Genomic DNA, 26640 nt, shown 5'->3' with positions numbered 1-26640 from the left:
TTAAAGTCTGGCGACCATAGCGAGGTGGTCCCACTCCTTCCCATCCCGAACAGGACAGTGAAACACCTTAGCGCCGATGATAGTGCAGATTACCTGTGTGAAAGTAGGTCATTGCCAGACACCCCATTAGTAGTAAAGACGTAGTAAACAAACCCCCGTACTCGAAAGAGACGGGGATTTTGTTTTGGGCGCAAGAAAAGTGTCCGAAGCGTAACGACCACCTTCTGTGCTTTGCTGTCGGGGTATGCATAATGCTGTTATCCCGATCTGTCCGGTTGGTTTTTTCAGATCTACCCACGGCAAAACTGTGTTTAAGTTTTAAGCTGCGTATGTTTTTTATTCTTTATTCCTGGATATTCTCTATTGCCCTGTATTTTTAAAAATACAGGGGTCTAAGTTTTCTCAAGGTTTTGTACTCCTCCAACTTCAGAATTATCTAAATTTTTGAACTAGAATTAATTGTGTCTGCATTTGGCTGTAAGAGTGTGCCGTGTCTTATCTATTGGGATGATCGCTGGTGATGGGCATTCATTCTTACGGATCGCATCAATAAATATTGAGGCGGGGGTATAGGGGGCTGATGAGTGGGGTACGTGGTGTGCAAACTAAAATAAAATTACTTTCGGGTGCAGAGGTATCGTCAGAATTTCAGCAGAAGCTTGCTGCAATTTCTGATGTGCATCTTCGTACCTTAGAGCAGAGTAAACAGAAACAACGGGAAACGGACGCAAATTATAAAAGTATTTTGAATTTTTCATCAGAAGCATTACTTCTGATTAATGCAGATGGAAAAATTATTTGGGCAAACCAAGCTTTTGCCGTTTTATTTTCATCTTCACCTTCTGTTTTTGCGGGAGTTGGGGCGGAGCAATTGCTGGTGGCTGATCAGAGAAAAGCATTTTTAGAGCAGCTGGATAGTTTTTCTTTGATGAGTGACGGGGAACAGTTAAGTGATAGCGCTACTTTTTCATGGCAATATTTAAATAGTGAAGTGTTTAGTGCTGAAATGCGTTTGCATTTGTTGCCGCATCAGAGTGAAGAGGGCGCGAGTATCTGTTTGTTAATCGCGGTTAACCCTTTGCTTAGTGATGCAATGAAAGCGCAAGAGCGGATTAAACAAATATTAGATGAAACATTGAGAATAAAAAGGGATTTCCTGGCTAATATCAGCCATGAAATTCGCACGCCGATGAATGCAATTATTGGTATGACTCATTTGGTGCTAAAAACCGATTTGAATATAAGACAGAAAAATTATATAGAGGTAATTCAAAGATCAAGCGAGCATTTATTAAGTATTGTGAATGATATGTTCGATTTTTCAAAGATGGAAGAAGGGAAGCTTAAATTAGAATTTTCCGCATTTTATTTACATCCTATTTTAGATGATGTGCTGAACAGACTTGGTGTTGAGGCCAAAGCAAAAGGGTTGATTTTGCTTTCCCAAATTTCCCCTTTATTACCTTCGTCTGTAATGGGGGATGCTAAGCGTTTAGAGAAAATTTTATTGCACTTAATTGAAAACGCGGTGAAGTTTACATCAGAAGGTAAGATTGAACTGATTGTTGATCTTGAATCAGAGGATGAAAATGAAGTAAACGTTAAGTTTTCAATTGTTGATACAGGCGTTGGAATAAGCAAGGAGCAGCAGGTTCAATTGTTTCAGGCATTTAATCAGGCCGATACCTCTGCAACCCGGAAATTTGGCGGTTTAGGCCTAGGGCTGGTTATTTCTAAGCAATTGGTTAATTTAATGAATGGCAATATTGGATTAATCAGCGAAGAAAATAAGGGAAGCTGTTTTTGGTTTAGTGTTCCTTTAAAGAAAAATAAGCAGGATGTGGAAGATATTTCACCTTCCGTATTAAAAAATCAGCAGCAGCATGCTTTAGCAAGCCGTTATGGATCGCGTATTTTATTAGTTGAGGATAATGCTTTAAACCAGCAGGTGGCGAGTGAGATATTGGTGGAGGCCGGGATGCAGGTTGCAGTCGTTGGCGATGGGCAACAGGCCTTGCAGATTATAGAAAAAGAAACATTTGATCTGATCCTTATGGATATTCAGATGCCGGTCATGGATGGCTGGCGTGCCTCTGCGGCAATACGTGCTGGCCGGCATTTAAAAGAGGTACCTATTATTGCGCTCACTGCGTTGGCGATGGATGAAGATAAGCAAAAGTGCAAAGAATCAGGGATGAGTGATCATTTGCTTAAACCAATTGATCCCGATTTATTGACAGAAAAACTGATTCAATGGTTGCCAGAAGTTAAAAGAGAATTTGTTGAAAAAGTAACTACCCCTGTTGTGAGCGATAGCCCGGCGGCTGCGGGCTTGCCTTTCTGTATTACGGGGCTAAATATGGAAGTTGGCCTCAAATACGCAATGGGAAATCCTGATTTTTATCGGCGATTATTAATTAAAGTACTGGATGAAATGCCGAAAATTCAACTTAGCTTAGTTGACACACTTAATACAGGAAATGGAATGGATGCCAAGCGGCATGCGCACACCTTAAAAGGAATTGCTGCAACGATAGGGGCAGATGTTTTGCAAAAAGTAGCTGCAGAGCTTGAGCTTGCTTTGGATAAAGGTGAAATTAATGAGCAGACTTACAAATTGCAACACGCGCTTTCTTTAGTTATGAATGAGCTGGTTGATGATTTGAATTCATTTTATTTTACACAAGACAACCTTAGTCTCGCAACCGTATCTCTTGCCAGTACTGAAGAGCTGTCTTTGGATCAGGATGAAAAAAAGAAGTTGTTTGAGGATTTAAAACGCTTATTACAAGAAGGTGATGCTTCCGCGGTCGAGTTTTTTGAAGAGAATCAGTTGGGATTTAAGCTCTTATGGCCAGGGCAAAGCCAGGACTTATTAAGGCTTATTAATCAGTTTGCATTTAATGATGCGCTTGAATGGATGAATAAATTTCCGATTTAATTGTATGAAAATGCTTAAGATGTAAGGAGTCAATATGGAACAGCTGCATATGCCTGAAAACAGGTCAACAATCTTGGTTGTTGACGATACGCCTGATAACCTGATGTTGCTCAATGGTTTGTTGAGGGAAAAATATCGTGTGAAAGTTGCGAATCATGGAGAAGTTGCTTTACGGCTGGTGCTGGCTGATCCACGGCCTGATCTTATTTTATTAGATGTAATGATGCCGGATTTAAATGGCTACGAGGTATGTAAGAAATTAAAGGCAAATCAGGAGACGGAAGATATCCCTGTTATTTTTCTGACGGCTAAAACCGCGATTGAAGATGAGGAAGAAGGTTTTTCGGCAGGTGGAGCCGATTATATAAGTAAGCCTATTATTCCTTCTATTTTGCTGGCACGTGTACAAACTCAATTAGCTTTAAAAGCTGCTCAGGTATTTTTAAAAAATCAGAATCAATATCTGGAACATTTAGTTCAGGAGAGAACGCGGGAGCTGGCTCATTTGCAGCAAGCAACGATTTTAGCGATGGCATCATTGGCAGAAACGCGGGATAACGAAACGGGTAAGCATTTACGGCGTACTCAGCATTTTGTGGCGCTGCTGGCTTTGGAATTATCGGATGATCCACGCTATAGCGATGAATTAACGCCAGCCAATATACAGTGGCTCTATAAATCTGCACCTATGCATGATATTGGCAAAGTGGGGGTACCTGATCATATTTTGTTAAAGCCGGGCAAATTGACAGATGAAGAGTTTAATTTAATGAAAATGCATACCGTCTATGGGCGGGATGTCATTACTTCGGTAGAGAGTTATTTAGGGACAAAAGAAGATAAATTTTTGCATTATGCGCGGGAAATTGCATACAGCCATCAGGAAAAATGGGATGGAAGTGGCTATCCGCAGGGCTTGAAGGGCGAAGAGATTCCATTATCGGCAAGGCTAATGGCGGTGGCCGATGTTTATGATGCACTGGTCTCCAAGCGGGTCTATAAACCTGCGTTTTCACATGATGAGGCGATGAATATTATTGTAAAAGGCGGTGGCTCGCATTTTGATCCTGCTGTTGTTGGAGCTTTATTGCGGATTCAATTTTCTTTCCCTGATATTTCACTTTTATTTGCGGATGATGAATCAGAGCCGCATCATTGATCTGAAATTATTTATTGAGTGGCTTGTTTGTTTGCTGATAAAAGCTCTTTTAACTGAGTTTTGATTGATGCAAATAAAGGGCGTTTATTTATATCGGGATGCGCACAGTCTGTTTGTAATTGCTTGAGCGAGCTTGTATCTGCTGTGTCTGTGAGATTGATTAATTCTTCAAGCAGGTAAGAAAACGCGCGCACTTCAATATTTTGCAGCAGCGTTTGCCCGGCGGTATAGAAAGACGCTGCACCAAAGTCTCCCAGCTTTGTTTCACCTTCCCCATTAATTAAAATATTATGCGCATATAAATCGCCATGCAAAATGCATGATGAATGCAGGTGGGCTGCAGCATCTGCAATACTGAGGGCGATATTCAATGTGGTTGCTAGTTTAAAGCGCTGATTTTCAGTGTAAATATCCCGCGTGCATGATTTCAGACTTGGGGGCGCTGCTAAATTGCGATAGTGCTCATCAATAAATGGCATCAGCAGCGCGGTGGCATTATCGGGATGATCCGTTACTTTGCCAATAGAGCCAATAAGATTCGGGTGCTGCCCGGCCGCAATGCATGCGGCCATTTCACATTGTGGCAGTCCGTCACTGGTAAGAGTGCCTTTAAATAGCTTGATTGCCACTGGTGAGCCACTGGCATGCTGCCAGTGCGCTTTATAAATAACGCCAGAAGCGCCTTCCCCTAGTTTTTCTTTGATGCTGAGATCTTGCCAGCGTACAGGCGAAGAAGCTTGCTCCGTTGCGGCTTGGCAAAATGGATTGCCCGCAAAAGCGAGCCATGCCAGCTTAGGCAGGCCCAATAGCCAGTTGGGTAAGTCAGACAGCTGGTTGGCAGAAATGCGGATCAGCTCTAGATTGGTACACTCCGCCAGCGTATCGGGTAAGGATTGCAGCCGGTTACCGGCCAGCATGAGTTTTTGCAAGGCATGGCAACGGCCCAGCTCATCTGGTAAATGGCTGATTTGATTGTCGGTAAGGATCAGCCAGCGCAGCTCAGAGGGCAGTGCGGCGGCACTGACTGTTTGAATTTGATTGGCTTTAAATCCCACCATAGTGAGCCTGCTGCAGCGCCCCAGCACTTCTGGTAAATGATCGAATTGATTATCCGAGCAAAATATCACTTTCAAATGCTTTAGCCGCGGCAAATCATCGGGCAGACTGGATAGCGCATTGCCAGATAAATTAAGTATCTCTAAAGAATCTGCCAGAGAAAAAATTTCTTCTGGGAACGTGGTCAGGCCACAAGATAAATCCAGCCGTTTAATGCCTTTGAGTTGCCCGGAGCGAAGTTGTGAAAGTGTGTGCATGCAAGAATGGCTGGGCGAAAGAAAGAGGGGATTATCCAGCAAAGAGCGGGGGTGTGCAGCTAAGCACATGGGTATTATGCTGTGTTTTCAGATTAAATGGCCCGCCACACGCTGGCTAGCCAAGGCTGCTGTTCTCGCGGGAGGCCTGCGGGGCGGTAGTAGTGCTCTAACTCGGTAAATCCTGCTGCGATTAAATATTTTTGCCAGGTTGCCAGATTGTAATAAGCACCGTAGCGGCCTTGATTCCAGCCCTCTTCATTATTGCCGCGTGGGTTGGAGCTAAATAGCACGCCGCCCGGTTTGAGTGTGGCATGAAGCTGGCTTAAAACGCGTGGCAGTTCCTGGCTGGGGATATGAAATAAAACGGCGTTGGCAAATATGCCGTCAAAGCGGGCTGCTGGTAAATCGAGCGCCAGAAAATCCTGCTGCCACACCTCTGCGCCGCTGTCTGCCTTCGCCATTTCTACAAAACGGGCCGTGCCGTCCAGCCCTACGGGGCGATGGCCAAGCGCCACAAACTGCTGCAGATCCCGGCCTGGGCCGCAGCCAAAATCCAGAATATCGAAAGGCGCGGCAGTGTGGACATGGCGCAGCAGCGCTGCAATATTCTGGCTGACATCATGGTTTGCCGTACCTGCTTTAAAGCCTTCTGCACTGGCCTGATAGTGGGCCAGTGTTTGTTGGCTGATCAGGCTAAGCGAAGGGTGTGTTTCTGAGCTCATTGTGTTCTCTCTGTATGCCGCGCTCTTGCTGCTAGCCGCAGTTGCCGGAAGATCGATATTTCTTTACTCTGGCCGATGGGTAGCTGTCTTGGTGCTTGTCTTATTGTAATTAATCTTTGCATCGGCCTTGCGCCTCTTTGTCTTATTACACACTAGCCTTTTATGTTTTCTCTGTGTTCTGCTTATAAACTTTGTGCTCTCTGTGCCCACAGATTTTAGGTCCGTGGTGATCAGAAGCGTTTCAATTAAATAGGAAGCAAATGAAAATTCACTCATGGCTTTTGGGCGTTTTACTCAGCAGCTCTGTCTATGCAGCCGATTATGCGGGTTTGGGCGCTGAAAGTGTCAGTAAAGAAACCATCGAAGCGTTTCGCCCTAAGCCACTTGAGCCTGCTTTATCGCGGCAGATTCAAAGCATGCTGGATATTTCCAGCCCATCGGCGGGCCTCTTAAGCCCCGATGGCGGGCGGCTGTATTTTAACTGGCGTGTAACGGGCGTGAGCCAGGTTTGGCGCCTGGATGGCCCGCAGCGTTTCCCCGTGCAAATGACTGGCGGGGAAGACGCCACTCAAATTGCAGGGATCAGCCCGGATGGGCAGACTTTAGTGATTCAGCGGGATCGCAAGGGTGAAGAGAACCCTGGTCTTTATTTGCAGCCCGCAGCAGGCGGGGCACTTAAAGAAATCCAGCACATTGCCGGAGTGCAAAGCCGCTTTGCTTTTGTTTCTGATGATAACCAGTACGTGTATTACAGCGCCAACGATAAGCAAAAAGACAGCTATACCATTTACCGCTATCACATTGCCAGTGGCTCTAAGCAGGCCGTATTTGATCAGCCGGGCTTATGGAATATTGCAGATCAGCGCCATGGGCGCATCTTGCTGGAAAAAACCATTACCAATCTGGCCGCAGAATATTACGAGTTGAATAATGGCGAGCTAAAGCCGCTGTTTGGTCAGGATGAAAAAGAAGAATACCAAGCTGCTTATGGCGCGGGTGCAGATGAGCTGATTGTGCAAACCTCAAAATTTGGCAATTTCCGCCGGCTTTATCAATGGAAAGCAGGGCAGTTCAAGCCGGTTTCCCCTGAGATTAATTGGGATGTGAGCAGCTTTCAGCTGGATCAATCCCGCAGGCATATCAGCTATAGCGTGAACGAAGCGGGCTATACCCGCAGCTTTGCGCTGGATGCCAATAGTTTGCAGCCGATTAAGCTGCCTGCATTTAAAGACGCCGACCATGTCATTATCAGCGGGCATAGCCCGGATGGGCGCTTTAGCCTGATCAGTGTTGAAACGGCCAAGTCGCCACGCTTAAGTTATCGCTATGAATGGGCGACGGGCAAGCTGCTGCAGTGGCAGCAGGCCATGAGCCCGGAAGTCGATACACAGCGCTTTGCCAGAGCCAGCCTAGAGTCTTATCCCGCAAGAGATGGCACACCGATTCCGATGTTTGTGCGCAGACCGGCGCAGTGCGCAACAGTGACTTGCCCGGTGGTGGTGCATTTTCATGGCGGGCCGGAAGGGCAGACCAAGGCGGGCTTTTCCCCTGTGGCGCAGCTCTATGTGGATGCGGGGTTTATTTTTGTTGAGCCGAATGTACGTGGCTCGGATGGCTATGGTAAAGCGTGGCTGGCGATGGATGATGGACCCAAACGCCTGCAGGTGGTGAGCGATATCGAAGACGCCTCGCGTTATATCCGCGCCAAGTGGGGCAAGGGCGGTCAAGAGCCTAAGGTGGGGATTATCGGCGGCAGCTACGGTGGTTATTCCACCCTGGCTGGCATGACTATGTTTGCGGGCAGCTACGACGCAGGTGTTTCTACGGTGGGCATCTCTAATTTTATGAGCTTCTTACAAAACACTGCGCCTTATCGTCGAGCGCTGCGTATCGCTGAATATGGCGATCCGGTGAAAGATCGTGAGGCCTTAATCCAGCTTTCGCCGATTAACCATATCGACAAACTGATCGCCCCGCTGATGCTGATCCAGGGCGTGAGTGATCCGCGTGTGCCGGTGGGGGAGGCTGTGCAAATGTATGAAGCAGCAAAAAAACGCAATGTGCCCGCCGAGCTGATGCTGTTTGCCGACGAAGGCCACGGCGCAGCCAAGCGCGAAAATCGCGTTTATTCGATTGGGCATACAATAAGGTTTTTGGAGACGTATTTAAAACCGCAGAAGTAATCCAACTTGTAGCTGGTTTGGTACTCCCCCCACAAAACCAGCTCATTTTTAAGCAGCATTTTTTCGCAGTCTTTGAGGCGTTCAGTATGAACGCCTCAGGCCATTGATCAAGTCAGATTCTGGCGATTTTAAAGCCAGCCGAAGCCGGTTCGACCGTTCCTGATCTATGCCGAGAGCACGATTTCTGCCTCTTTCTACAAGTGGAGCGCTAAGTTTGGCGGCATAGATATTTCGATGATGGTGCGCAGGGCGCGGCTATCTGCGGGCATTGGTAAGTGCAAGGGCTGATGCTTGCCGCATTTCATCAAATAACACGTGCATGGGCTGTATTTGTGTTTCGTCTGGTTCGTTTTTTCTGGCCCAGAACGCGGCAAGACGTACTAGCTCCGATAGTCATGCATGGGTTGCTCGGTAGTACCACGCCTGCTTACGGTGCAATAGGCCACTTTCAATACAAAACAATTGCCCGCGCAAATGGCTGTGCCAGTCGTACTCGCGGGTGCCGAGTAGAAACTGCCTGTCCTCATGCTCGGCACTCCACCGCTCGATCATGGGTGGCTTGCTCTTACTCACTAAAGTCTGGCCCGGCTAACTCTGGCTTGTCGCTTGTCATGGCTCAAACTCAGTATTTTTTGTCTTGATACTGTTATCTCATCTGGCATAAAGCGTCCAATAATAGGCCATCACCAATAAGTATGGGATGCCCGCATGATGAAGTCTCCAGTACGTGTTGCCATTATTGGCGCTGGCCCAGCCGGGTTGTGTCTGGCGCAAGGCCTGAAAAAACAAGGTATTACGGCACAGGTTTACGAGAAAAATGCAGCACTTTCGCCGCGCCATCAGGGCTATCGTCTGCGGATTGACGCCATAGGACAAGCCGCATTAGCGCAATGCCTGCCTGCTTCCTTGTTTGAGCTGTTTATTGCCAGCTGCGCTGCGCCAGCCACTGTGCAAACCCTGGACGCAGAGTTAAATGCAGTATCAGAAAAGTGGGTGGATCATTGGCACCGCACACCACATCAACCTGATCTGCGCGCTGATCGTCAGCTTCTGCGCGAGCTGCTGATGACGGATCTGGACGGGCAGCTGCACTTTGCTAAGGCGCTAAGCCGTTACGAGTGGCTGCCAGATCAAAGCATTGCGGCTTATTTTGAGGATGGTAGCGTGGCTGTGGCAGATATTTTGGTGGGGGCTGATGGCGTGCACTCCAGCGTAATGGCCTTGCGTTTTCCTGGGCTGCAAGCCGTCGATACTGGCGAGGTCTGCTGCTATGGCAAAACGTTGTTGAATCAAGCCACCTGCAATGCCATTGCCGCAAAGCTGCAAACGGGAACCTCTGTCATCTTTGAACAAGGTCTGGCGGTGGTTGTCGATGTAATGCGATTTGCCGCCACCACTGCTCACACCGCTTGGCACCCGCCCCATGACTATATCTACTGGGCGCTGATCGGCAAGCGCGCGCGCTTTGGTGTTGCTGCTGATGACAATTTGCGATACACCGATGCACAACTGCGCGGCCTGATCGCCAGCTTGAGTCGCTCATGGCCAGCAGAGCTGCGTGCCTTGTTTGAATTGGCTGCGCCGCAGGCAGCCATGTTGGTGCCTGTGAGAAGTATGCCGCGTATAGCGCCTTGGCCCGCCACTCAGGTAACAGCTATTGGCGATGCGCTGCATGTGATGAGCCCAGCGAGTGGTTTGGGGGTGAACGCGGCGCTTTTTGATGCCGCATCACTGTCGTCGGCGATTGCTGAAATCTACCGGGGCACGATGTCACTATTGCAAGCCATTACCGAGCATGAAAATCGGGTGCGTGCGCATAGCTTTGCCGCAGTTGAATTATCTGGGAAGGGTAACTGGCAATTGTTTGGCGAATCTCAGGCGCATCAGGGGGCGGAGCAATGAAATTAAACCACTTAAGCCTGCCAACAGCACACCCGGCAGAGCTGGCAGATTTTTTTGTTAGCTACTTTGATTTTGTTATCACTAGGCAAAAATCTGATTGCAGCATGATTGCACTGACTTACGACGGGTTTGATCTGGTGATTCAGGCCAGCGGCGCGGGCGGGGGCAGCTACCCCAAAGATTTTCATTTTGGTTTTATCTTAGGTGATATGGAGCAAGTTCAAGCGGCCCACGCACGCTTAAAGCTGCTGGAGATAAACAAAGTTGGCCAGATCGTGCATGGCGGGCGCGGTGCACAATTCTTTGTTACTGGGCCAGACGGAATCAATATTGAGATTGCTTGCCATATTTAGCAAATTGTCTTCGGCCTGATGAGTCTTCGTAAGGCTTGGCGAAGTGGGGGTGGGCTGGCGAATTAATGCTTATGCAATCTTTGCTGAGGGTAAATTTGAAAAAGAGGCGCTTAATTGTTTTCTCTCATTTAAGCGCTGTTATCCAAGAAAGCTAATTCAGGTGTCAGCACTGCCAACGCCAGCGGTTTTGGTGCAAATATCGAGTCTGCTTCGCGCAGGCATGGTGATCGGGTTGATCGAATTGTTCTGGAGTAGCTTTCTGCCTAGATGGCAAATACCAGTGTCTGACTGGCTTGCGGCCAAACCTGTGCTGGCGCTGGCGTGTTTAATTTATTACCACTCAGAAGCGCTAAAAAGCAAACAGGCGAACCACGAAAAACACTCAAAGGTACGAACAGAAGGCTTATTGATCCTGGTTTTTTCTTTGAAACTTCGTGCTCTTCGTGGTCGGAAATTTAGGCTTGGTTGCGTACCCAAGCCCCTGTCTTAATTCAAACCATTATGTCTCAGCAAAGCGGCCACTTCAGGCTTTCTGCCACGGAAGGCGGTGAAGGAGTCAATGGCCGGGCGGCTGCCACCCATGGCGAGGACTTCTTTTCTGAAGCGTGCGCCGGTTTCTGGATCCAGAATCGATTTGCCTGCGGCGGCGGCTTCTTCAAACGCAGAATAGGCATCGGCAGACAGCACTTCCGCCCATTTATAGCTGTAATAACCCGCTGCATAGCCACCGGCAAAAATATGGCTAAAGGTGTTAAACCAGCGGTTATAGCTTGGGGCGACCGGGGTTTCGAATTCGGCGACCAGCGCGGCATTTTGCGCGGTGGCGTCAATTGCCTCGGTGCTGGCGTGCAGCTCCATATCAAACAGTGAGAGCAAGACCTGGCGCACCATGGCACTGCCGCTCATAAAGTTTTTGGCCGCCAGCATCTTGTCGAACAGCTCGCGCGGCAGGGCTGCGCCGCTGTCTACATGGTGAGTCAGATCAGGCAAGACTTGCCATTCCCAGCAGAAGTTTTCCATAAACTGGCTGGGCAATTCTACCGCATCCCATTCCACGCCGTTGATACCGGATACGCCGGATTCATCCACTTCGGTGAGCAGATGATGCAGAGCATGGCCAAATTCGTGGAAGAGAGTAATGACATCGTCGTGCGTCAGAAGGGCCGGTTTGCCATCTACCCCAGCCGAGAAATTACATACCACCAGCGCTACAGGATTTTGTAAGTCGTCGCCTTTGCGATCACGGCTGAGTACATCGTTCATCCATGCGCCGCCTTGCTTGCCGGTGCGTGCATAGAGATCCAGATAGAGGCCACCCACGGCGCTGCCATCTAGGTTTTGCAGGGCGTAGTAACTGACATCCGGGTGCCATACCGGCGCGCTGGCCCTCACAAAGCGCAGGCTGTACAAGGATTCAATTACTTTAAATAGGCCAGATAAAACCGTTGGCTCGGTAAAGTAAGCTTTCACTTCCTGGGCGGAGAAGGCGTATTTTGCTTCGGATAACTTCTCGGCTGCAAAGCCATAATCCCATACGGCCAGCTCGTCCAAGCCCAGTTGTTCTTTGGCAAAGGCTTTGAGTTCCGCACGGTCTTTGGCGGCAAAAGGTTTGGCACCGTGGCCCAGATTACGCAGAAATTCAGCCACTTCAGCGGGGGTATCGGCCATTTTGGTGGCCAGCGATTCTTCGCCGTAATTATTAAAGCCTAGCAATTGTGCGGCTTCGGTACGTAAGGCGTGGATGCGGTTAATCAGCGGGCCATTGTCGCGCTCTGCGGGGCCAAACTCGGAGGCACGGGTGGTGTTGGCGTGGTAAACCGTTTCGCGCAGTTTGCGGTTGCTGCAGAACTGCATCACAGGGCCCTGGCTGGGCTGCTTAAGCGTGACTTTGTAGCCGGTTTTTCCATCCGCCTCAGCGGCAGATTTTGCGGCAGACAGCCAGTCTTGCGGCAGGCCATCCAGCTCAGCGATGTCTTCAATATAGAGGCCCCACTCATCGGTGGCATCCATCACGTTCTGGCCAAATTTTACCGTCAGCTCGGAAAGCTCTTCGGCGATTTCGGCAAAGCGCTGTTTTTGCGCTTCGGGCAGCTCGGCACCGCTCAGGCGGAAGTCGCGGAGCGTGTCTTCAATAATGGTTTTTCTGGCTGCGTTGTAGCCTGCGAATTCGGCGCTGGCGGCAATCAGCTTGTATTGCGCATACAGCAGCTCATTCTGGCCCAGCTCGGTATAAAAATTGGAGATGCGTGCGATATTGGTGTTGTACACCTCACGTAGCTCAGGTGTGGTCACCACGCTTTCTAAATGAGCAACTACGCCCCAGGCTAAGTTGAGCTTGTCCAGTGCCGCATCCAGTGGCTCTACAAAGCTCGCCCATGTCGGGTTTTGCACTTGCTCGGCAGCGGCAACAGCGGCAGCGGAGCTGGCTAAGAGCGTGTCCAGCGCCGGGCTGACGTGTTCAGGTTTAACGCTTGGATAGTCGGGTAATTTACCGCTTAAATCGAGAAGTGGATTAGTCATTCGGCAGGCTCGTGTGTAGTGATGTGGATATTTGTATCGTAGATGCGAGCGGTGTGCCTTTATTTCAAGCCATGAATGGATGGTTGTCCCATATTTGCCTAGCCCACATCAAAACCCAAATATTGAACCACAGAGAAAAACAGAAGAAAAAGAGGTTTTCTCCGTGTAACTCTGTGTCCTCTGTGCTCTCTGTGTTTCAAGGTTTGGGTTTTTACTGCGCAGTAGCGATTGCTTTTCAAGCCAGAATCAGGTGGTTATCCCATTTGACGCCGGGGTGGCTGGATACCGGGGTGAGTGTGCCATCTTGCGGGTCAAGCAGGGTAATCACCCCCAGCTCGGTACTGATATAGGCTTTATTCCCCCATGGTGCGATGCCTGCTGGGCGCAGCAGGCCGCATTGTCTTTGGGCTTTGCCCTGTCTGTCCCAAATAGCCAGCGCGTTGCCTTCCAGGCAGCTAAGGATAAATTGTGTGCCGACGGCGGCGATGCTGGCGGCGTAGCCTCCGAGGCCTGGCACGGTTTCAGCAAGGCTCAGCTTGCCATCCCGCAAGATAGCCAGGAGTGGCGCATCGTCTACGCTATCGCCAGCAGGCGATTCGGCCTGAATGGCAATGCCAAGCGCACCATCGCTGCTGAGGGCCAGATGGCGCAGGCTGAGGGTGGTGTCGGGCAGAATATGCTCGCTTTTCTTTTGCCCTGATGGCCAGGCAAGCAGCACGACGCTGGGCTGCATGGTGGCCAGATTCAGCTTTTCACGCCCGCTTTTTGGTAGCGTAAGGATGCCGCCGTTGGCAATTGCCAGTGTTTGCCTGTCAATAAACAGCAGCTCGTGCGGGCCAATGCCGTGGCTGGGCAGCTCGCCTAATCTTTGCAGTGTTTGCGGCTGATAAAGGCCAATGATGCCCTGGCCGGTTTGGGTATTGTTTTCGCTGGTGAGTAGGGTGCGGCCATCGGGGCTGAGTACGGCGTGGCCAAAGAAATGGCGGTTTTCTGCGGCGGAGACTTGCCGGATGATCTCTCCCGTTTGCCAGTTGATGCGCATCATCCAGTAGCCGGGGCGGCGCGCCATAAGGATGGCTTCGCTGCCTGCAATGGGGATAATGCCGTGGCCGCGTGTGGGGGTGGCAATCGCCTCGCCGCCCACTGCGCCAAAGTGTTTACCCAGCTGTGCGGCAAGCAAAACAGGTGCGGTTTCGCCCGCCGCCCATGCGGGCAGCGGCAGGGCTAAGAGCGCCAGGCTTTGCAGCAGGCGGCGGCGGGGAAGGTCAATCACCATCAGACTCAGACAATCCCAAGGTCAGGTCTAAAGCTTCGGCCACGTCAGTTTCGATGCTGTGTTTCAGTAGCTTAATGCTGGCCAAATAATTGCCGCGAGCTACGCTTGCTGCCGGGCTGTCAAATGCATCTGGGATGCTGGCTTGGGCTGATTTGGCCTGGCTAAGGGCTTGTTTTACTTTGGCGATTACATCGGGTTTATCGGCAAGCAAGCTGGCGATGCCACCGCTTGGGCTAAACAAGGTACTGCCGATGGCATTCAGCACGGCTGCAGAGCTTGCTTTGCCTGTGCCGCTGCGCCATTCGGCAAAGGCGGTCCGTTGTGCTTCTTTGGGCAGGCGTTTAGCCTGGCTGTCCAGCGCGCCCAGCATCAGGTTGAGTGTTTCTGGCAGTAAATTCTGGCGGAAAAATGGGTTTTCAGCGCCCAATTGCTCGCGGTAATAGCCCCAGCCATCGTTGAGCAGCGCGATGTCGCTGACAATGCGCTCACTGATACCCACAAGATAAAGGCAGCGCTGCTTTTCTTTCAGCTTTGTCAGTTGCGCTTTGGGATCATTATTCCCCCAGAGCAGGTATTCGGCGGCGGGCAGGCCGCGTGCCCCTACATTTCTTTCGTCCAAACCCTTGGGAATCATGGCTTCAATATCATCTGGGCGAGTTGGCCAAAAGTCTATTTTACGGCCCGTTCTTTCTAAAACAATCGGGCCACCGGGCGCGGCATCCATGGCATGCCAGGCTAAGGCCGTTTTTTTCCAGGCATGACGGGTGCTGATGAGGTTTTTTTCTGTTGGGGCCGCGCACAAGGCTTGGCTCTCAGTAGCAAAGGCATTGCTGGCTTTTACCAGTGCCTGATGGCGGGGCAAATAGGCTTCATCCAGCCAGCGCACGCTGAATTCAGGCGAGGGCAGAACAGGCTCTGCATAGGCTGGTGCCATGCAAATCATCAGGGCGGCAGTGATGCATTGTTTAAGTTGCATGGGGGTACCCAGTGTAAGGTAAGCGTATTTCTAAATTAAACTTGTGCCATGGAAAACATAAAAGACGCAAACACACAGGTTTTCTTCTGTGCGCCTTCCGCGCCCTCTGTGTTCTCCGTGGTTCAAGATTCAGGTTTTTGTGCGCTTTACAGCGACTGCAAAAACTTCAGTAAATTGTCTCTGTCGGCCTTGGATAATTTCAACACCGCTTGCTTGGCGTTTTCGGCTTCTCCGCCATGCCAAAGTACCGCTTCCATCAAATTACGTGCACGGCCATCGTGCAGGTAATTGCTGTGCTCATTGACGGCAGGTACCAGCCCCAGCCCCCAGAGCGGCGGGGTTTTCCACTGCTGGCCATTGGCTTTGCCGTCAGGGCGGCCATCGGCTAAGCCTGATCCCATGTCATGCAAAAGCAAGTCTGTATAGGGCCAGATTTTCTGTGCAGATAAGACGGGCACAGGTTTAAAGTTGCCTGTGGTATAGCTGGGTGTATGACAGCTTACGCAGTTGCTTTCTTTAAAGATTTGCTTGCCGCGCAGCACATCCGGGTTTTGCGGGTCGCGGCGCGAGGGCACGGCTAAGGTGCGGCTGTATAAAATGACTTTATCCAGCGTTTTTTCGCTGATTTCAGGCCTGCCGCCATTGGGTGCACGCAGGCAGTCTTTTTGGGCTGGCATGCATTCTTCCTTAGGGAAGTGCTTGGAGGTAATACCAATATCGCCATTGAATGCACCTGCAGACTGGTGTGCCACGGTGGCAACATTGGCCTTCCAGCCAAAGCGGCCCAGCATGGTTTTATTGGCGTAAACATCGTGCACATAATTAGGCTGGCCCTTAATGCCTAGGCCTTCTGCTTTTTGCCTTGCCGCATTAGCCAGAATGTCTTTTTCATTGATGGCTTCAAGTAAGCCAAGGCCGATCATTTGCGGGGCTACGCGGGGCGAGATCATCAGCTTAGGGTGGGTTTTGCCATAGGCCAGATCTGTCAGCGTGTAAGTGGGGGCGCGAAGGCTGTATTTTTCGCCGTCAGCAAATTGCCCGGCGATTTCCCGGTAAGTGATTTGAACTTTTCCCTCAGGCTTTACACCATCTACCGCATCATTATTAAACTGGCCGCCATAGCGCGGATCAGGCTTATTGCCGGGGACAGACAGGCGCAGCAGCAGTGAGAGCGGTTGCTCATCCTGTACGCCATTGCTAAATGCAGGCGGCGAGCCACGGCCATCTTCGGTATGACAGGCTCCACAGGAGCGGGCAACAAAGTGCGGGCCTAGGCCATCTCTGGCCGTGGTGGACGAGGGTGAGGCCACCCATGGTTTTTTAAAGAAGGAATTGCCTATGGCAAAGTCGGTTTTTTGCTGCTCGCTCAGCGCCTCTGCATCCAGCGAAAAAGCGTTGCGGCCATGGTCTTCGCTGGTTGCGTTTTCACCGCCCGGGCGGTCTTCGCCTGCTTCAAACAGGGCAAGAGGTGCGGTGCCATAGGCAATGGCGGCCGTTGCAAATAGCGTACTGCAAAAAGCAGCAAGGCGAATGGGGGTGATCTTGAAAATCATAGTCAGCTCATCAATAGCAAATGCCCTGCCACGAGTGATCGCTGGCAGGGCTGAATTGGGGGATCTGTTTGCGCATCTGTTCATGCAAAACCCAAATCTCACAACACGGAGTTACACGGAGAAAACACCTGTACTGATGTTTTTCTCCGTGTTCTCCTTAATTTTGTGGTTTAAGGTTTGGGTTTTGCAAGGGATTTTCTGCGTGGTACTTGCTTAAGGCTGCTTGGTCGTTAAGCGTTTAATTCCCAGTGTTTCTGCTGCAGCCACCAGATCTTTACCCTGTTTTTTAAGCGCATCAATCACGGCTTGCACGCGCTTACGGCCTGGCGCATCTTTTTTACCGATGATTTCCTGATCAAATGGAGCCTGAATTTCATTGGCGAGTTTTAAGCTTTGTGCAATATCTGCACTCACCAAATCTGCAACAGCAGGGTTCTTTTGTGCGACCAGTGCTTTCAGGCTGGCCCCTTCCAGTGTCTTGCCGTCTTTCCCAGTGTAGCGGCCTTCCCATACGTTTTGCATGCCAATGATATCGCCAACAACGTCGCGGTGGGTGTTGTCAGAGAAGCAGGAATGCTCGTCTTCCTGGTTTTGCGTGTCCATTGCCACTTCCATACGCTGCCCCGCCAGCTCGCCACGGGTGAGTACGCCAAGGCCCGTGAGGGCTTTTTTCAGGCTTTCTTTATCCCCGGCGATAAACTTGCTGCGGTAGTTTTGCTCCGCAGGGGCCCATTGTTTGGCCACGTTTTCCAGGTCTTCGATCATTAAGCCGGTAACTACTTTCATATACTGGCGGCGGCGGTCTGCATTGGGCGCTTTACCGTCAACAAAGTCTGTGAACTGACGATCGCCTGGGCCTTTAGCATTAAAATCCTGGCCCCAGAGTAAAAACTCAATCGCGTGCCAGCCGGTGGATACGTTTTCTTCGCCGCCTTTTTCATTAAGAGATTTCAGCTTTTCTTTGGTGATGGCCACTTTAGGATTATTGATAATCCCTGCTTTGGCTTTGCCTTTCACATAATCAATATAGCTTTCATCGATTGGCCAAGCATTGATCCGCGCTTCCGGGCCCTGGGCATCATCAATCGGGCCGGAATAAAAGCGGTAGGCTTCGGTTGGCAGATAGAATTCACGGGCGGCCAGCCAGGCTTTGCGTGCCGCAGCAAGGCTTTCTTCACTTGGCGCGGTTAAAAAAGCGTCAATCACGGTTTGCATTTCACGGGCGGCAGCAATGCTATCGCTGTAACTGGCATAAACCACGCTTGAATAGTGTTCGAGTACGGCGCTGTTTGTAATGTCTGCGGCCTGGGAGGTGACAGGCATAGAAAACAGGCCAGCAGCAAGGGCACCGCAAAGAATCTGATTCAATCGTTTCATTTAATAAGCTCAGGCAGATGGCATAAAAAATGAATGATAATGATTCTTATGGTGTATGCAATACATTATTAAAAATATATTGTGGACGATCACTTACAATAAGCGTTTTCAGGGGATAAAAATCATGGCAATAGGCTTATTCGATGGCATCAAGCCCGAAGTAAAAGCGGGTGCTTGGGTACATGATTCGGCGCAAGTGATAGGGGATGTGGTGCTGGGTGAAAACGCTTCGGTATGGCCGGGAGCGGTGATTCGGGGCGATGTTAATGCGATCCGCATCGGCAAAGAAAGTAATGTGCAGGATTGTGCCGTTTTGCACGTTACCCATAAACGCGCCGATGATCCGGAAGGTGCGCCATTAGTGATTGGCGATCGGGTAACGATTGGCCACGGCGTGATGCTGCATGGCTGCACGATTGGCAATGAATGCCTGATCGGCATGGGCACGATTGTGCTGGACAGGGTGGTCATTGAAGACAGAGTGATGATTGGTGCGGGTTCTTTAGTACCGCCGAATCGCCGCCTGGAATCAGGCTGGCTGTATACGGGCCGCCCGGCAGAGAAAAAACGCTTGTTGAATGAAGCTGAACTGGCCAATTTTAATTATTCAGCCGCGCATTATGTGCGGCTGATGGCAAAGTATCGAGATGCAGCGTAATCATTGAAGCGGCCGGGTGAGAATGAATCACCCGGCGCAAATCATCTCAGGCGAAAACGTGTGACAGAGGCACTGAGTTGTTTGGCCATATTATCCAAACCCAAAATGGATGAACTCATGCTACGCACGGCCACGGCATTTTCTTCTGTCATTTGGGCAATTCTTTCTACGCTGAGTGCCAGGTCGCGTGCGGCGGTGCGCTGCTGCTGCATCTGATCGGTGATATTGGTGACCGATCCCATTACATCGTGGCTGCTGTTGTTGATTTTAAGAATGCTTTCCCGTGCCTGATTGGTCAGCGTAAGGCCGTCTTCTACGCGGCGATGGCCATTTTGCATACTGCCAATTGCGTCATGCGCCCCCTGCTGAATGGCACTGACCATGCTGGTGATTTGTGCTGCAGATGAGGTGGTGCGTTCGGCCAGCTTTCTGACTTCATCGGCAACCACGGCAAACCCCCGGCCTTGTTCACCCGCTCTGGCGGCTTCAATGGCGGCATTTAAAGCCAGTAAATTGGTCTGATCGGCCACTTCACGAATCACCACCACAATGCTGCCAATTTCTTCAATTTGCTTGCCCAAGCCCTCAATTTTCTCTGAAGCACTACCCACATCCGTGGCGATTTGCTCCATTTCTTTGGCGGCGGCCTGTACATCGCTGCTGCCTGATTCGGCTAATGAGCCTGCTGCATGCGCTTGGCTGCCTACGTCTTCGGTATTGGATGCCACCTGATCCATGCTGGTGCTCATTTCCTCTACCGCCGCGGCCATCGAGCTGGCAGAGGATGTTTGCTGATCGGTGCTGGCAGAGACTTGCTGCGATGCGGCAGCCAGCTCTCTGGCTGCAGATGAAACAGATTGCGCATTATCAATCATCATTTGAATAATGCCGCTAAGGTTGCTCTGCATGTCTTTAATATCATTTTGTAAATGGCCAATTTCATCTTTATAAATCGTTATATTTTGCCAGTTATAAGAAAGATTACCCGCGGCAATTTGTTTGGCCACTTCAGCCACTTGTAATAAAGGGGCCGTAATTAAATTCGCGATATATAAAGCGATAATGATGCCTAATGCCAGCGCAGCCAGGCTGGCCGTAATGACCACGGTTCTGGCCGATGCATAGCTTTCATAGGCTGTGCTTTTGCCCTTTTCCATTAACTCTTCCTGAAAAGCAGCGAGTTCACGTAATGCTTTTACATAGGTATTATTGTTGGGGGCAATTTGGGTTTTAATATAGGGCCAGGCAGCAGCATGATCGTCAGCTATTTTCAGAAATTCATCAAATTTTTTATCCAGTACATTTTCAGACTGGCTGACGGTTTGGAAGAGTTCTTTTCCCTTAGGGGTGCTCAGTCTTTTTTCCAGATTAAGTAATTTATCTTTAGTTTTATTTCTGTTTTCAGTCAGGATGCCTAGTGCTTTAGCATCATCTTCTTTATCGTCAGACAGGGCGATATTACGAATCTGCCTGCCGCTATCGAGCGTGAGCACCATTAACTCATTTGAGATCGCTATTTTAGGATAACGGTCTTCCATTAAATCCCGAATTGCATCATCAATTTGCCCCATGCTTTTTAAGCTAAGCAGTGCCATAAAGGCCAGCAGAATTAAAACCACAGCAAAGCCAAGAAAAAGTTTGTTTTTAACACTCATATTATGCATGGCGAAATCCTTTGGCAGAATCGATGGCTGTGGTCAAAATCAGGCAATATCTGCGTTATTCCTATTAAGGGTGAATGACAATCGCGGTACAGCTTACCTAGCGTGCTTATAGGAAGTTGTAAGCTGTAAATGTGAGAAAACAAGCTGCGTTTATCAGTTTGTCCTGTTGAACGGTATTCATTTTTAGTGGCTGATTTTTGTGCGTTAAAAAAGTGAAAAGAAACAAGCTTTTAATGAAAGAATCAAATGGCTAAAGTGCGCACTGGCTTTATAATCGAGGCTTGTTCTCAGACAGGTTTTAGTAATGTCCCAGCATGTGATTGCCCCGCCAGCGCAAGGTACCAGCCCTAAGGCTTGGTACCAGGGCCTGAGCGCCAGCCCAAGTTTTATTCCTGATCCGGCTCAGGCCGAAGCCATTGAGCGGCTGGATGCGCTATACCATCAGCTTTTACATTTCAAAACCAAGCGCAGCCGCTTGTTTGGTAAATCATTGCTGCCACAGCCCGATTTACCGCGTGGCCTGTATTTTTGGGGCGGAGTGGGGCGGGGTAAAAGCTTTTTGATGGATGCGTTTTATGCGGCTCTGCCTTATAAACGTAAGAAAAGGCTGCATTTTCATCAGTTTATGCAAGAAGTTCATCATGAATTGCGTCAGTTAAAAAGCGAAACTGACCCGCTGGCGGCGGTGGCTAGTAAGATTGCCAAATCGGTGCGTGTGCTGTGTTTTGATGAATTTCATGTTTCTGATATTGCGGACGCCATGATTCTGGGCCGCCTGATGGAGCATTTATTCAAGCGTGGCGTGGTACTGGTGACTACCTCCAATTACCCGCCTGATGGCTTGTATCCGCATGGGCTGCAGCGCAATAATTTTTTGCCGACGATTGCTTTACTCAATAGCACGCTGGATGTGTTTAATCTTGATGGCGGCAATGACTACCGTATGCGTACGCTCACCCAGGCCAGAACCTATCTCACGCCTAATACGGCAGAAAGCAGCGCAGAGCTGGACGCCTTGTTTTCGGCGATGGCCACCAGCAAAGACGGGTCCCCTCAGCTAAAAATCGAAGGTCGTACCATTAAAGCCCGGCGGGTTGCTGCAGGCGTGGTGTGGTTTGATTTTTTTGCAATTTGTGGCGATACCCGCGGGCAGGCCGATTATTTGCAAATTGCGCATACCTATCACACCGTGATTGTGTCTGATATTCCTAAACTGGCCAGTAATCAGGCATCCGAAGCGCGGCGCTTCACCTGGCTGGTGGATGTGTTTTACGACCACCGCGTTAAGCTGATTATCTCGGCAGAAGTGCCCGTGGACGATCTTTACCAGGATGGCGTGCAAGCCAGTGAATTCTTCCGCACGGCCAGCCGTTTGACTGAAATGCAGGCCGAGGAATATCTGGCCCTGCCGCATCAGTCGATTGCGGCGCAGCTGACGGGGATTAGTGAGACTTAGTTTTCTGGTTATAGACTGATGCTATGCAACAAAAACCCAAATCTTGAACCTCGGAGGCCACAGAGAACACGGAGTTTCACGGAGAAAAGCATTTTGAATTGAGCTGTTTATTTGGGTTTGATTCGTTTCAACCTCGTAAAAGTAGATTTTAACGTGGCTCTTTGCACGGGGCTTAAATCACCCCTTGAAGCACGCCGAGCCGATTATTCGCAGTGAGGGGCCTTCGTGCTTTTGGGGTTGCGGTTTTGCTTCCTTTCTTGGCCGTTCAAGAAAGGAAGTCCCCTGCGGGGGATTCCCGCACCTAAATTAACGTGCCGGAGGCACTAAAAAGAGGGGCACTGCGTAACATCAGTTATAAAGAGTCTTCAGCCTGCCTTGATAGAATGCTAAACCTTGAACCACAGAGGAAAACGAGAACACAGAGCCCACGGAGAAAACCTTCAGATGATTGCTTTTCTCTGTGGGGATCGACGTGCTTAAAAATCTGGGTTATGCCACATCCGCTATCTATCCAATGCCCCTACTCAAACGCCCCCAAACGTTTTTGCTCCTGTACCGAGAAATACTGATCACGCAGTTTTTGGATGGCGGTGTTTTGCCCGGCCAGGGGCAGGGTGTTGAGTGCGTTATTTCTGGCTGCTAAGTAAGTTTCTATTTTGCTTTGCCACTGGCTTTCTTCCTTGTCTAAAGCGGCAAGGCGGTTTGCTGCATCTTCCCCTAAGCTTTGGCTGCGTATTTGGTGCAGTTGCTCAGTGCTCGCCCCGGCTTGCCTAGCTGTGTCAATCCGTGCGGCCAGTGTGAGGTGCTGTATCAGCTCTGCCCTTGCTTGCTGCGTGGCCGGGCTGAGTTGGGCATCGAGTGCTGCAAGTTTTTGTGCTTTTTGCGCTGTGCTTAGCCGGGTATTCTGGCTGATGGCTAAGCGCTCCAGCAGCAGATTATCCTGCTGATCATCTTCACCAAATAAGGCTGCGATTTCCTGGCGGCTAAAATAACGGCTGCGCGTGTCCTGGATGGCGGTAAGACGCAAACGAATGGTGTCTAAGGCTTGCCCTTCCAGCGCAGGGTTTTTAGCCAGCTCGCCTAAGGCCCGCTTAAATTGCAGATATTGCGCCAGAATCCGCCGTGCTTCTTTGGCGGCCTTAGGTTTTAACTTATGGTCTAAATCCCGGCCGATTTGGGCCATGATTTCGGCCAGCGGGCGCTCTCCTGTGGCAGACAAATAATAATCAAAGCGCATTAACAGCGCCTGATTCAGCTGCAAATCACCCTTGCCATGCGCAATTTCTCCATCGGCCTCAGTGCCGGATAGAGAAGGCGCAAAGGCAACCGATGGCTTTGCTGGCTGCAGCGCAGTGTGGCTGGCTGGGGCGGGTTTGAGTGACCAGGCCGCAGCCGCCACCAGAATAACGGTGGCGGCCATGCCTGCAAAGAGCCAGCGCAGCATCAGAGGCCTGCGTTTTTCAGGCGGTTGGCGTGCTGGCGGAATACGCTGACCGGGTTGGTTTCAAACAGGCTGACAATGCCCACAAATTGATTCACTTCATCGAGGTGATTCATCTGGTAATCATCACGCAGCACCTGGCCCAAATGGCTGGAGCAGGATGAAACCAGCCCGTCATTTTTTTCTTTAAAAGCCAGTGAAGTTAACCCCATTGCGGCATCGCTGACATCAATAATATTTGTGGCCGGGCTGGCACCGCTCCAGGAGTAATAGCGCACGCCATTCACCTGATAAGCACCTTCATTACAAGCCCCTTGTGGCAGGCCTTCGGGGAATTTGGCGTTGAATTTTTCCGAGCCCTGGGTAGTCAGTGCGTCGAGCGCTGCATTGGCATTTTGGGGCAGCGATCCATCTTTGGAGGCTAGGCCGATGAGTTTGGCTAGGCCTTCGGCAATCAATATGGCTACCGATTCGCTGACCGTGCCGGGCGCTGCGGTTTTTCTGATTACATCCGCCACTTTAGAGCCCTTGTTTACCCCTGCAATATTGGTGACAGATGCCACTAAATCAGGCCTTACCGAAGCCACATAACGTGTGGTTGGCCCGCCGTGGCTGTGGCCGATCAGGTTCACTTTACTAGCACCCGTGATGGCTAAAATTTGTTTTACCTGCGCTAAAAGCTGCTCGCCGCGTAATTCGCTGGAGTTCGTTGCTGAAACTTGCGCTACATAGACTTTGGCGCCATCCGCTTGTAAGGCTTGCGGCACTTTATAAAAGTAATCGACACCCAGCAGCTGATCAAAACCAAATAAACCATGGACTAAAACGATGGGATAGCGTGTTTCGGTGTAGCCCGTTGCAAGGGCTGGCATAGCAAGAGAGAACAGCAGCGCGAAGCATTTCAGCACAAATTTCATTCTAAGATCCTTATGATATTGAGCGTACCGGGGCGCCGGAGTGGCGCGTTTAAAACAGAGTTAAACGTGTGTTTTATCTGCTTGCTTACGTCATAGAATATTTTTTAAATTAATCCCATTTAAAACAGCAATTATTTTGTAATGAAAAACTGACAGGGTGCTGGCAATTGATTTTCAGATTTTCGTCGCCATCTTTGAGGCAGAGGTCAGCGATCTCTCTTTTTTCCTTCCTTAACAAGCAGGTTGCTATGCACGCTGTCATTCAAGAAAATCAAACTTTATTGCTGGGGGATGCTGCATTGCCAAAAGCTGCTGCCGGGCAATTACTCGTTCGTGTACACGCCGCCGGGATTAATCGCGCCGATTTAGCCCAAGCCGCAGGTCGCTATCCGCCGCCAGCAGGGGATTCAACAATTCTGGGTTTAGAAATAGCCGGTGTAGTAGAGGCGCTGGGCGAGGGCGTAGCCGGTTTTGCCGTGGGCGATGAGGTTTTGGGTTTGGTGGGCGGTGGTGCCTATGCAGAGTTTTGCCTGCTGGAATCCGCGCTTGCGATTAAAAAGCCAGCGAATTTGTCATTGATTGATGCAGCCAGCCTGCCAGAAGTGTGGATGACGGCATGGTTTAATCTGGTCGAAATCGGCAAGCTGGCAGCAGGCCAGCGGGTGTTGATCCATGCTGGGGCAAGCGGCGTGGGCGCGGCCAGCATTCAGCTGGCCAAATATCTGGGCGCTTGGGTAGCCACTACCGCAGGCGGGGCAAAGAAAACGGAATTTTGCCGCCAGCTGGGGGCAGATTTGGTGGTGGATTATAAGCAGCAAGATTTTGCCGCCTTGATCAAAGAAGCGGGTGGTGTGGATTTAATTTTGGATGGGGTAGGCGGGGATTACTTGGCAAAAAATCAGGCTTGCCTGAATACCGACGGGCAAATTGTACTGATTGGTTTATTAAGAGGCATCAGCACAGAAATTAATCTGGGCCAGCTTTTAATGAAACGCCAGCGCCTGACCGGATCAACGCTCAGAGCCCAGCCATTAAAGGTAAAGGAAAAGCTCGCCACGGCACTAAGGGATACGATTTTACCGGCCATTGTTTCCGGGCAATTAAAAATAACGGTTGATCGTGTTTTTAATTGGCAGGAAGCGGCGATTGCCCATAAATATATTGCAGATAATCAAAATATTGGCAAAGTGCTGCTGCAAGTTTCTTAAGAGTTGGGGATATCGTCATTCCCGCGTACAGTTGGCGGGAATCCAGCTAGGCTGCTGGATCCCCGATAAAAACATTCGGTGATGACGATTTTTAGGATTATTTAAGCGGCATCATCCGCTTTCATGGCTATATCAGGATGGCTCCAGCCGGGCAGCTGGAAAATCGCCGCCAGCCAGCGTTTAATATTGGGATAATCAGCTACATCTATGCCTGCCTGATCCAGCCAAAATAAATAAGCCGAGCAGCTGATATCCGCAATACTTGGCCCTGATTCTAAAAGAAATTCCCGCGCTGCTAGTTTTTCATTCAGCGTATTTAAATCAGCTAATACACGCTGCTGCAAATAGCGCATCACTTCCGGCGGCTGGGGCTGCCAATGCAGAGCAAAGCGATAATTCGGCAGGCTAAAGCCAATGCGGTTAGATTCCCAAGACAGCCATTCCTGCGCGCCTTGCCATTCATTCCCGCCTGTGAATTGCCCGCTTTTTTGTGCCAGATAAATAAGAATGGCATTCGATTGGCAAAACACCTGCCCCTGATCAAGCAATACGGGCACTTCGCCAAAAGGGCTAATGGCTAAAAATGCGGTGGGCTTATTGCTTAAATCTATCCATTGGTAATCATGGATTGTGTTTGTTAAAAGCAGAAAAGATCTGATTTTGTAAGAATGCCCTGAATCGCTGCTGCCAAAGAGTTTCATATAGATCTTCTGCTTAAATTTGTGATGAAAAAGTCAGTGTTTCCTGGCTGTCAGGCTCTTGTGTTTATCTTCTCATCATAATCTCAAAAAACTGCCATTCTGAACGTGGGTCTGTACGGGGAAGTATTCCGGTGTAATTGATTGTGATGGCATAAAAAATCTTAAATGGATAATGAATAAATATTGAATGCTAAATATGCTTTTAGTTTGTAATTTAAATGGCTTAAGATATTGTAAGTAAATCAGTTGATTGATTTTTATTAAATGCAAGTTATTGATTTTAATGTAATTATTTTTTTAAGAGGTAAGTGCGGCTTGGG

The 26640-nt window shown here is 49.7% G+C and carries 21 protein-coding genes, 1 rRNA gene and 1 pseudogene; 11 read left to right on the top strand and 12 right to left on the bottom strand.

The features are described from left to right. Positions 1-6 precede the first annotated feature (6 nt). The 3 genes from rrf (at position 7) to CSQ88_RS14255 (ending at position 4100) form a co-directional block, all read left to right on the top strand. Positions 7-120: ribosomal RNA gene (gene rrf / locus CSQ88_RS14265) — 5S ribosomal RNA — on the top strand. 460 nt (positions 121-580) lie between these two features. After that, positions 581-2941, top strand: coding sequence for a response regulator (locus CSQ88_RS14260; protein ID WP_099398753.1), 2361 nt, complete (start codon positions 581-583; stop codon positions 2939-2941). A 34-nt stretch (positions 2942-2975) separates the two neighbouring features. Then, positions 2976-4100: an HD-GYP domain-containing protein gene (locus tag CSQ88_RS14255; protein ID WP_099398752.1), complete on the top strand. Its 1125-nt coding sequence runs from the start codon at positions 2976-2978 to the stop codon at positions 4098-4100. An 11-nt stretch (positions 4101-4111) separates the two neighbouring features. Here the strand turns inward: CSQ88_RS14255 and CSQ88_RS14250 are convergent, their stop codons facing one another. Continuing rightward, positions 4112-5413: a protein kinase gene (locus CSQ88_RS14250; protein WP_099398761.1), complete on the bottom strand. Its 1302-nt coding sequence runs from the start codon at positions 5411-5413 to the stop codon at positions 4112-4114. 92 nt (positions 5414-5505) lie between these two features. Further along, complete coding sequence (locus CSQ88_RS14245; protein WP_099398751.1) at positions 5506-6135, bottom strand: bifunctional 2-polyprenyl-6-hydroxyphenol methylase/3-demethylubiquinol 3-O-methyltransferase UbiG; 630 nt, start codon at positions 6133-6135, stop codon at positions 5506-5508. 260 nt (positions 6136-6395) lie between these two features. Here CSQ88_RS14245 and CSQ88_RS14240 point away from each other — a divergent pair, with 260 nt between their 5' ends. Both CSQ88_RS14240 and CSQ88_RS14235 read left to right on the top strand, forming a co-directional pair. Beyond that, positions 6396-8318, top strand: coding sequence for a prolyl oligopeptidase family serine peptidase (locus CSQ88_RS14240; protein WP_180273666.1), 1923 nt, complete (start codon positions 6396-6398; stop codon positions 8316-8318). 116 nt (positions 8319-8434) lie between these two features. Then, positions 8435-8600, top strand: a pseudogene (locus CSQ88_RS14235) (IS3 family transposase); the annotation flags it as partial. Between the two features lie 111 nt (positions 8601-8711). Here CSQ88_RS14235 and CSQ88_RS23195 read toward each other — a convergent pair. Next, positions 8712-8870: a hypothetical protein gene (locus tag CSQ88_RS23195; RefSeq protein WP_218963097.1), complete on the bottom strand. Its 159-nt coding sequence runs from the start codon at positions 8868-8870 to the stop codon at positions 8712-8714. A gap of 156 nt (positions 8871-9026) precedes the next feature. Between CSQ88_RS23195 and CSQ88_RS14225 the strand changes: the two genes are divergently transcribed. From CSQ88_RS14225 to CSQ88_RS14215, 3 genes are read left to right on the top strand one after another with little or no spacing between them, the layout of a single operon-like run. Further along, a complete protein-coding gene (locus tag CSQ88_RS14225) occupies positions 9027-10220 on the top strand; it encodes an NAD(P)/FAD-dependent oxidoreductase (RefSeq protein ID WP_099398750.1) in 1194 nt (397 codons plus the stop codon). After that, on the top strand, positions 10217-10573 hold the full coding sequence (locus tag CSQ88_RS14220; RefSeq protein WP_099398749.1) for a VOC family protein: 357 nt from the start codon (positions 10217-10219) through the stop codon (positions 10571-10573). The genes CSQ88_RS14225 and CSQ88_RS14220 overlap by 4 nt, the downstream gene beginning before the upstream one ends. 49 nt (positions 10574-10622) lie before the next feature. Next, positions 10623-11063, top strand: coding sequence for a hypothetical protein (locus CSQ88_RS14215; RefSeq protein ID WP_143449485.1), 441 nt, complete (start codon positions 10623-10625; stop codon positions 11061-11063). Here CSQ88_RS14215 and CSQ88_RS14210 read toward each other — a convergent pair. From CSQ88_RS14210 to CSQ88_RS14190, 5 genes are all read right to left on the bottom strand, one after another. Continuing rightward, the gene (locus CSQ88_RS14210) at positions 11060-13093 is read right to left on the bottom strand and encodes a M3 family metallopeptidase (RefSeq protein ID WP_099398747.1); all 2034 of its coding nucleotides are present in this window, start codon (positions 13091-13093) and stop codon (positions 11060-11062) included. The two genes, CSQ88_RS14215 and CSQ88_RS14210, sit on opposite strands and share 4 nt — an antisense overlap. 235 nt (positions 13094-13328) lie before the next feature. Then, the gene (locus CSQ88_RS14205; RefSeq protein ID WP_099398746.1) at positions 13329-14369 is read right to left on the bottom strand and encodes a DUF1513 domain-containing protein; all 1041 of its coding nucleotides are present in this window, start codon (positions 14367-14369) and stop codon (positions 13329-13331) included. Next, positions 14359-15345 (bottom strand): imelysin family protein, encoded by a 987-nt coding sequence (locus CSQ88_RS14200; protein WP_099398745.1) that lies wholly within the window; start codon positions 15343-15345, stop codon positions 14359-14361. Before CSQ88_RS14200 ends, CSQ88_RS14205 begins: the two co-directional genes overlap by 11 nt. A gap of 146 nt (positions 15346-15491) precedes the next feature. Then, positions 15492-16898 carry a di-heme oxidoredictase family protein gene (locus tag CSQ88_RS14195; protein ID WP_099398759.1) on the bottom strand — a complete coding sequence of 469 codons (1407 nt, stop codon included), beginning with the start codon at positions 16896-16898 and terminating at the stop codon, positions 15492-15494. Between the two features lie 213 nt (positions 16899-17111). Then, entirely contained in the window at positions 17112-18275 is a 1164-nt protein-coding gene (locus CSQ88_RS14190) for an imelysin family protein (protein ID WP_099398744.1), read from the bottom strand. 124 nt (positions 18276-18399) lie between these two features. Here CSQ88_RS14190 and CSQ88_RS14185 point away from each other — a divergent pair, with 124 nt between their 5' ends. Further along, positions 18400-18933: a gamma carbonic anhydrase family protein gene (locus CSQ88_RS14185; protein ID WP_099398758.1), complete on the top strand. Its 534-nt coding sequence runs from the start codon at positions 18400-18402 to the stop codon at positions 18931-18933. A 41-nt stretch (positions 18934-18974) separates the two neighbouring features. Here the strand turns inward: CSQ88_RS14185 and CSQ88_RS14180 are convergent, their stop codons facing one another. Then, on the bottom strand, positions 18975-20597 hold the full coding sequence (locus tag CSQ88_RS14180) for a methyl-accepting chemotaxis protein (protein WP_099398743.1): 1623 nt from the start codon (positions 20595-20597) through the stop codon (positions 18975-18977). Positions 20598-20901: 304 nt separating this feature from the next. On the opposite strand from CSQ88_RS14180, the gene zapE reads away from it, so the two are divergent. Beyond that, entirely contained in the window at positions 20902-22053 is a 1152-nt protein-coding gene (zapE, locus tag CSQ88_RS14175) for a cell division protein ZapE (protein WP_099398742.1), read from the top strand. A 520-nt stretch (positions 22054-22573) separates the two neighbouring features. Here the strand turns inward: zapE and CSQ88_RS14170 are convergent. Both CSQ88_RS14170 and CSQ88_RS14165 read right to left on the bottom strand, forming a co-directional pair. Continuing rightward, the gene (locus tag CSQ88_RS14170) at positions 22574-23497 is read right to left on the bottom strand and encodes a lipase secretion chaperone (protein WP_099398741.1); all 924 of its coding nucleotides are present in this window, start codon (positions 23495-23497) and stop codon (positions 22574-22576) included. After that, positions 23497-24411 carry a triacylglycerol lipase gene (locus CSQ88_RS14165; protein WP_099398740.1) on the bottom strand — a complete coding sequence of 305 codons (915 nt, stop codon included), beginning with the start codon at positions 24409-24411 and terminating at the stop codon, positions 23497-23499. The genes CSQ88_RS14170 and CSQ88_RS14165 overlap by 1 nt, the downstream gene beginning before the upstream one ends. A 248-nt stretch (positions 24412-24659) precedes the next feature. On the opposite strand from CSQ88_RS14165, the gene CSQ88_RS14160 reads away from it, so the two are divergent. Then, the gene (locus CSQ88_RS14160; protein WP_099398739.1) at positions 24660-25619 is read left to right on the top strand and encodes an NAD(P)H-quinone oxidoreductase; all 960 of its coding nucleotides are present in this window, start codon (positions 24660-24662) and stop codon (positions 25617-25619) included. 101 nt (positions 25620-25720) lie between these two features. Here the strand turns inward: CSQ88_RS14160 and CSQ88_RS14155 are convergent, their stop codons facing one another. After that, a complete protein-coding gene (locus CSQ88_RS14155) occupies positions 25721-26320 on the bottom strand; it encodes a glutathione S-transferase family protein (RefSeq protein ID WP_099398738.1) in 600 nt (199 codons plus the stop codon). Positions 26321-26640 lie beyond the last annotated feature (320 nt).

Source organism: Iodobacter sp. BJB302 (genome assembly GCF_002735645.1).
In the GTDB taxonomy this organism is placed as follows: domain Bacteria; phylum Pseudomonadota; class Gammaproteobacteria; order Burkholderiales; family Chitinibacteraceae; genus Iodobacter.
Note: the sequence above shows the minus strand (reverse complement) of the source record. Positions and strands in the feature narration are given on the sequence as shown.

Bases quoted from the DNA above. Each gene is read 5' to 3' on its own strand.
- zapE (WP_099398742.1), top strand. From the start codon at position 20,902: ATGTCCCAGCATGTGATTGCCCCGCCAGCGCAAGGTACCAGCCCTAAG.
- CSQ88_RS14185 (WP_099398758.1), top strand. From the start codon at position 18,400: ATGGCAATAGGCTTATTCGATGGCATCAAGCCCGAAGTAAAAGCGGGT.
- CSQ88_RS14220 (WP_099398749.1), top strand. From the start codon at position 10,217: ATGAAATTAAACCACTTAAGCCTGCCAACAGCACACCCGGCAGAGCTG.
- CSQ88_RS14155 (WP_099398738.1), bottom strand. From the start codon at position 26,320: ATGAAACTCTTTGGCAGCAGCGATTCAGGGCATTCTTACAAAATCAGA.
- CSQ88_RS14190 (WP_099398744.1), bottom strand. From the start codon at position 18,275: ATGAAACGATTGAATCAGATTCTTTGCGGTGCCCTTGCTGCTGGCCTG.
- CSQ88_RS14205 (WP_099398746.1), bottom strand. From the start codon at position 14,369: ATGGTGATTGACCTTCCCCGCCGCCGCCTGCTGCAAAGCCTGGCGCTC.
- CSQ88_RS14210 (WP_099398747.1), bottom strand. From the start codon at position 13,093: ATGACTAATCCACTTCTCGATTTAAGCGGTAAATTACCCGACTATCCA.
- CSQ88_RS14180 (WP_099398743.1), bottom strand. From the start codon at position 20,597: ATGCATAATATGAGTGTTAAAAACAAACTTTTTCTTGGCTTTGCTGTG.
- CSQ88_RS14255 (WP_099398752.1), top strand. From the start codon at position 2,976: ATGGAACAGCTGCATATGCCTGAAAACAGGTCAACAATCTTGGTTGTT.
- CSQ88_RS14200 (WP_099398745.1), bottom strand. From the start codon at position 15,345: ATGCAACTTAAACAATGCATCACTGCCGCCCTGATGATTTGCATGGCA.
- CSQ88_RS14240 (WP_180273666.1), top strand. From the start codon at position 6,396: ATGAAAATTCACTCATGGCTTTTGGGCGTTTTACTCAGCAGCTCTGTC.
- CSQ88_RS14225 (WP_099398750.1), top strand. From the start codon at position 9,027: ATGATGAAGTCTCCAGTACGTGTTGCCATTATTGGCGCTGGCCCAGCC.
- CSQ88_RS14160 (WP_099398739.1), top strand. From the start codon at position 24,660: ATGCACGCTGTCATTCAAGAAAATCAAACTTTATTGCTGGGGGATGCT.
- CSQ88_RS14250 (WP_099398761.1), bottom strand. From the start codon at position 5,413: ATGCACACACTTTCACAACTTCGCTCCGGGCAACTCAAAGGCATTAAA.
- CSQ88_RS23195 (WP_218963097.1), bottom strand. From the start codon at position 8,870: ATGATCGAGCGGTGGAGTGCCGAGCATGAGGACAGGCAGTTTCTACTC.
- CSQ88_RS14165 (WP_099398740.1), bottom strand. From the start codon at position 24,411: ATGAAATTTGTGCTGAAATGCTTCGCGCTGCTGTTCTCTCTTGCTATG.
- CSQ88_RS14170 (WP_099398741.1), bottom strand. From the start codon at position 23,497: ATGCTGCGCTGGCTCTTTGCAGGCATGGCCGCCACCGTTATTCTGGTG.
- CSQ88_RS14195 (WP_099398759.1), bottom strand. From the start codon at position 16,898: ATGATTTTCAAGATCACCCCCATTCGCCTTGCTGCTTTTTGCAGTACG.
- CSQ88_RS14245 (WP_099398751.1), bottom strand. From the start codon at position 6,135: ATGAGCTCAGAAACACACCCTTCGCTTAGCCTGATCAGCCAACAAACA.
- CSQ88_RS14260 (WP_099398753.1), top strand. From the start codon at position 581: ATGAGTGGGGTACGTGGTGTGCAAACTAAAATAAAATTACTTTCGGGT.